Source organism: Candidatus Phytoplasma citri (assembly GCF_002009625.1).
GTDB lineage: Bacteria > Bacillota_I > Bacilli_A > Acholeplasmatales > Acholeplasmataceae > Phytoplasma > Phytoplasma citri.
The window spans coordinates 1-5,680 of record NZ_MWKN01000052.1; the positions used below are offsets into that span (position 1 = coordinate 1).

Here is a 5,680-nt window from a genome sequence, read left to right on the forward strand (position 1 = left end):
ATTTATGGCGCTTTTGGCGCCCATAATTTTTTAATCATCATTAAAATGATTGTTGAATAAAAAATTGCAAAAAGATAATTAAAACTAAAATACTAATGAAACGATTAAATTTATCAATACTTTGATTACTTTTGTAAGTACCATATTGTTCTGCAAATGCATCAGTAACATCTACTTCAGATGAAAACAAAACACTAACAAGAATAATAATACAAATAATGTAAATAACATAATTAGGTAATGCGAACATATTATCACCTTTTTATTAATTTTTAAATTAAATACATTCATTGAAATTATGATAGATTAATGAATTTTCAATAAATGTTTATTTATGATTTCATAATCGATATTAATTATTTATAAAACCGGAAAAAATATTTTTTCCGGCATAAAAAGTTTAATATCTTTGAAAGAGATTCTATTTGAACTATTTCAAATTAAAATTTAAATTAAATTTTTCTTTATCTTATTATTAATATCTTAACAAAATATTTCAAAATTAATTCATTATTTGCCCTAAATTATTTTTGATACAAAAATACTAACTATATATGTCAATTAATCTTTTGGTATTTTTTTAATTTATAATTATATTTTTTTATTGTTAAAATAATTTTTAAATTAGTTTTAAAATTATAATTTTGAAAAAATTTCCAAACCAATAAATATTAAATATCAAAATTATTTTCATCTTTTTAAATTAAGAAGAAATAAAAGCTTCAGAAAAGATATCTTTAACATTTTGAATAGTTATAATTTTTAATTTACTACGAACTTCTTCAGGAATATCATCGATATCCTTAGAATTAGCTTTCGGAATAAAAACGATGTTTATACCTATTCTATCAGCGGCTAAAACTTTTTCTTTTAATCCGCCTATAGCTACTACATCTCCAGTTAATCTAATTTCTCCAGTCATTGCTATATTTTCTTTAACCTTTCGACTAGTCATTACAGAAAATAAAGATGTAGCTATGGTTACACCAGCAGAAGGTCCATCTTTAGGAACTGCGCTTTCGACAAAATTAATATGAAAATCTTTTTGTTTAAACATGTCGTAATCGATGCCTAATTTGTGAGCGTTAGCTTTTAAAAAACTAAAAGCAGTAATGGCACTTTCTTCAATAACCTTTCCTAAATGACCAGTTAAAACTAACTTACCTTTGCCAGGATAACAAGTAGTTTCAATAGATAATACATCTCCTCCTACTGCGGTATAAGCTAATCCGTTAACAACGCCTATTTGAGGTTTTTTTTCGGTTAATAAATCATAATAAATTATTTTTCCTAAAAAATCTTCTAAATTGTTTTCGTTAATATTAGCGCAAGTTATTTTTTTAATTAAAATATTTTTTATTGTTTTGCGAATTAAAGTAGCTATTTTTTGACTTAAATTTCTAATTCCAGCTTCTTTAGTATAATTCCTAATAATTTTAATTAAAGCAGAATCACTAACAGAAAATTTTGTTGCTTTTAAACCATGTTCTTTTAACAGTTTTGGAATCAAATGTTGTTTAGCAATATTTAACTTATCTTTTTCTGTATAAGAATTTAATTCGATAATTTCTAATCTATCTCTTAAAGGGGCAGAAATATTACTAATATCATTAGCAGTAGTTATAAATAATACTTGCGACAAATCAAAAGGTTCAGATAAATAAAGATCTACAAAAGTTTTATTCTGATTCGGATCCAAAATTTCTAATAAAGAAGATTCCGGATTATGATGAAAATTATTTACTAATTTATCTATTTCATCTAACAAAAATACAGGATTTATAACTCCTACATTTTTAATACCATCCAAAATACGGCCAGGCATAGCTCCAACATAAGTTCTTCTGTGACCTTTAAATTCGCTTTCCTCTTGTAAACCTCCTAAAGATTGTTTAACAAATTTACGTCCTAAAGCTTCCGCTATAGAAATAGCTAAAGTAGTTTTACCTACACCCGGAGGGCCTACCAAACATAATATCGTTTGAGCGTTATGTTTAGTCATAATTCTAACAGCAGCATATTCTAAAATTCGTTCTTTGGCTTCTTGTAAACCATAATGATTTTTTTCTAAAACCATACGAATTTTTTCTAAATTATTAACATCTTTACTTTTTATACCCCAAGGCAAAGCTATTAAAAAATCTAAATAATTTCTAATCACAAAAGAATCAGCTACCGCTGAAGAAATGGATTGATAACGAGACAATTCTTGTAATGCTTTTTCTTTAATATTTATCGGCATTTTAGAATTTTTAATTTGCGATCTTAAAGTTTCTATTTCTTCTTCTTTTTTAGCCCTATCACCTAATTCATTTTGAATAGCACGTATTTTTTCTCTAAGATAAAATTCTTTTTGATTTTCGTCAATACTACGTTTAACTTCTTCATTTATTTTATTTTCTAATTCGATAATATCAATCTTTTTATGAATATCTTGTAAAATATAAAATAATCTATTATTTAAATTTGTTTCTTGTAAATACTTATATTTTTCTTTTTCATCAATTTTTAAAGCAAAAATAATTAAATCAGCTATTTTTTCAGTATCAATACCATTTTGAATTTGTTCTAACAAATTATTTTCAGATATAAATAAAAATTGACTTGTATTAGAAGTTATTTGTTCCATAACTAATTTAATCAAAGCTTCTTCTTTTTTGATATCATCACTTAATTCAGTAGCGACTGGAACATATGTGACATTAAAAAAATTATCTTTTTTTAAAATTGAAGTTGTTTTAATTCTTTTTAATAAACGAAATTTAACTTTATAAATAGAACTATTAAGAATTTTAACTGAAGCGATAATTCGAGCTAATACCCCATATTCTGCAATATCTATTATTTCAGGATCTTCTAAAGCAAATATTTTTTGAGGCAAAATAACTACATAAGGAAATTTACTTTTTTCGGCATATTTTAAAGCGTTTATCGAAAAATCACGTCCTATTTCTATCCTGAAATCATTATTAGGAATAGGTATCACATCACGTACAATAATTGCAGGTAATTCATAAGGAACCTCAACACCTTCAATATATTCGAATTTATTATCGCCTTCTATTTGAGTTAATTTAATTTTTTTATTCATTATTCGCCTCTCTCTTGAAAATAAAATTAAACTTATTAATAATATAAAAATTAGATAATATTTAATTTCTAATTCTTATAAAATAATTAAAATATTAAAAATAATTAAGAATTTTTATTAAAAGAGGAATTATTCCATAAAAAATCTATAACTTTATTATGTAATAAAGTTGTTTTAATATAGTTAAAGTCATATTTTTTTTGAAAATCTTCCAAATTATTAAAATTCGAACTATGAAATAAATTTTGATAAAAATTTTGAATTTCATCATCTAAAATACGAATATTCTCTTTAAGAGCGATTTCTTCTAACAAAAAGGCTATCTTTATTTTTTTTACATTCTCTTCAATCATTTGTTTTTTAAAATCTGATTCTGACAAATTATTTTTTTGAAAATATTCGATTAAATTAGAATCTTTGTTTTTTAATTGTTTTTGAATTTTATTTTCTGTCATTAAAATATGATTTTGTAATAAATGTTGAGATATATCAATACTTGAATTTTTTAACAAATATTCCACAATTTGTTGTATTTCTTGTTTTTTTAAAAATTCTTTTTTATTAAATTGCAATTGTTTCTGGAAATAATCGATTAAATTTTCAATTTTAGGAAAATTTTCAGATAAATGCAATTGGTTAATTATATCTGCGTTCAAATCAATATCCGATATAACATTAATTTTATTTAAAAATAATTTTATTTTAACATTATTACCCGATAATTTTGAATTTGAAAATGTATTAGGAAATTTAATTTTTAAATTACGATATTCTTTTTCTTTCATTCCTAATATGTGGGAAGATAAATATTCAATAATATAATTGCCATTATCAAAATCAAAACAGATATTATTTTCTTCCAAAATAACTAAATTTTTATGTCGTATTTCTAAATTAAAAAAATATTGACAATATTTATTTTTTAATATAAAACCTTGCTCTTTAAATGCTATATTTAACCATTGTCGAATAGATTTATTGATTTCCTCTTCTGTTACTAAAACATCTTGATTTTTTTTGTTAATAGGTATGTTAATATTTTTATAATCACACAAATCAATTTTTGGCTTTAATGCAAATTTAATTATTAAAGAAAAATTATGATTTCGTTCTATTTTATTTAGATCAAAATCAACAATCTCGGGTTGTCCCATAATTTTATTTTCATCTTTTGTCAAAATTTCATTAATTTTTGATTCAACTAAAAATGTAATAGCTTTTTGATATAAAAATCTTTCGCCAAAATATTTTTCACATAATAATCTATTCACAAAACCTTTTCGAAAACCCTTAATTTTAATATCATTTTTGATATTATCAAAAGATTTTTGTAAAAAAAATTCAAATTCTTGAGGATTAATATCGAAATTATATTTCACAAAATCATTTTTTATATATTCAATTTTCATTATTTTATCACCTAGTAAATCACTTTTTTAAAAATTCATAGTAATATAAAGAAAAAATTTTTTTAATCTTATTTATATAACAAGAAATAATCAAAATTAAAATTATAAAGCATTTTTAATATAATAAAAAACTTTATACAATTACAAATATAAATAGTAGTATTTTTAAAACCTTTTTATCTAATAATTATAATTCAAATATAAAAAGATTCAATAATTTAAAAAACATTTTTACATATTATTATTTTAATAATAAAGATTAATACATACTAAATTTTATCAAAAAAAATAATAATTCCTATTTTTTTGATTCAATTACTTTTTGATATTAAAAAATTTTAAAAAAATAAATAACTTAATAAATAATTATTAATACATAATAATTTAAATTAATATTTAATTTATACAACAATAATAAAATTTTTAATTTCTTTAAATCATTATAATATATAAGCGTAAATTAATTTTAATTTTTAAACATTAATTTACATAAATCTAGAGAAAAAATGAAATTCTCAAAAATAATTTTAACTAAATATATAAACATATTATATATTTATTAAAATTTAAGAAAGGACTAAAATAATAAATAATGCAACATTCTATAGAAAATTTAGATAAATTAATTATTAAAAACAAAAATAAATTATTGTTAATTGATTTTTTTCTAACACATTGTCCTCCTTGTCAAAAATTAATGCCTCATCTGGAACAAATTAAAAAAGAAAACCCCAATATTGAAATTATCAAAATTAACGGGCACGAAAACTTTGCTTTAGCTAAAAAATATAATATTACAAGTTATCCTAGTTTACTATTATATAAAAATACTAAATTAATTAAAAAAAATGTAGGTTATTTATCTTTATCAGAATTATTCGCTTTTATAACAGATGATATAGAAGATTAAATAATATTTTTAAATTTTTTTAATATCGAATAAAAATAGGAAACAAAATATGATTTATAACAAAATGGAGGGATTTTTTTTAATAAATAAAACTTCTGGTATTTCATCACATGATGTTGTTAAATTTATCAAAAAAAAATTAAATTTAGAAAAAGCAGGACATACAGGAAGGGCGCCAAAGAGGCCTAAATTTCGTGCTATCTAACCAATAGCCAGGGCTGATAAACCCTGAAAGGAGATGGTCGGTCTGACAAACGAAAGAATGCCAGA

General features: G+C 21.7%; 4 protein-coding genes and 1 pseudogene. 2 read left to right on the forward strand and 3 right to left on the reverse strand.

Annotated elements, in window-relative coordinates:
- Positions 1–40 precede the first annotated feature (40 nt).
- The 3 genes from B2G44_RS01765 to B2G44_RS01775 form a co-directional block, all read right to left on the reverse strand.
- Entirely contained in the window at positions 41–250 is a 210-nt protein-coding gene (locus tag B2G44_RS01765) for a hypothetical protein (protein WP_078123130.1), read from the reverse strand.
- 453 nt (positions 251–703) lie between these two features.
- The gene (lon, locus tag B2G44_RS01770) at positions 704–3,091 is read right to left on the reverse strand and encodes an endopeptidase La (RefSeq protein ID WP_078123131.1); all 2,388 of its coding nucleotides are present in this window, start codon (positions 3,089–3,091) and stop codon (positions 704–706) included.
- A 104-nt stretch (positions 3,092–3,195) separates the two neighbouring features.
- The gene (locus B2G44_RS01775) at positions 3,196–4,500 is read right to left on the reverse strand and encodes a trigger factor (RefSeq protein ID WP_078123132.1); all 1,305 of its coding nucleotides are present in this window, start codon (positions 4,498–4,500) and stop codon (positions 3,196–3,198) included.
- A gap of 592 nt (positions 4,501–5,092) precedes the next feature.
- Between B2G44_RS01775 and B2G44_RS01780 the strand changes: the two genes are divergently transcribed.
- A complete protein-coding gene (locus B2G44_RS01780; RefSeq protein WP_078123133.1) occupies positions 5,093–5,410 on the forward strand; it encodes a thioredoxin family protein in 318 nt (105 codons plus the stop codon).
- A gap of 64 nt (positions 5,411–5,474) precedes the next feature.
- A pseudogene (locus B2G44_RS02335) lies at positions 5,475–5,579 on the forward strand (tRNA pseudouridine synthase); the annotation flags it as partial.
- Positions 5,580–5,680: the final 101 nt, after the last annotated feature.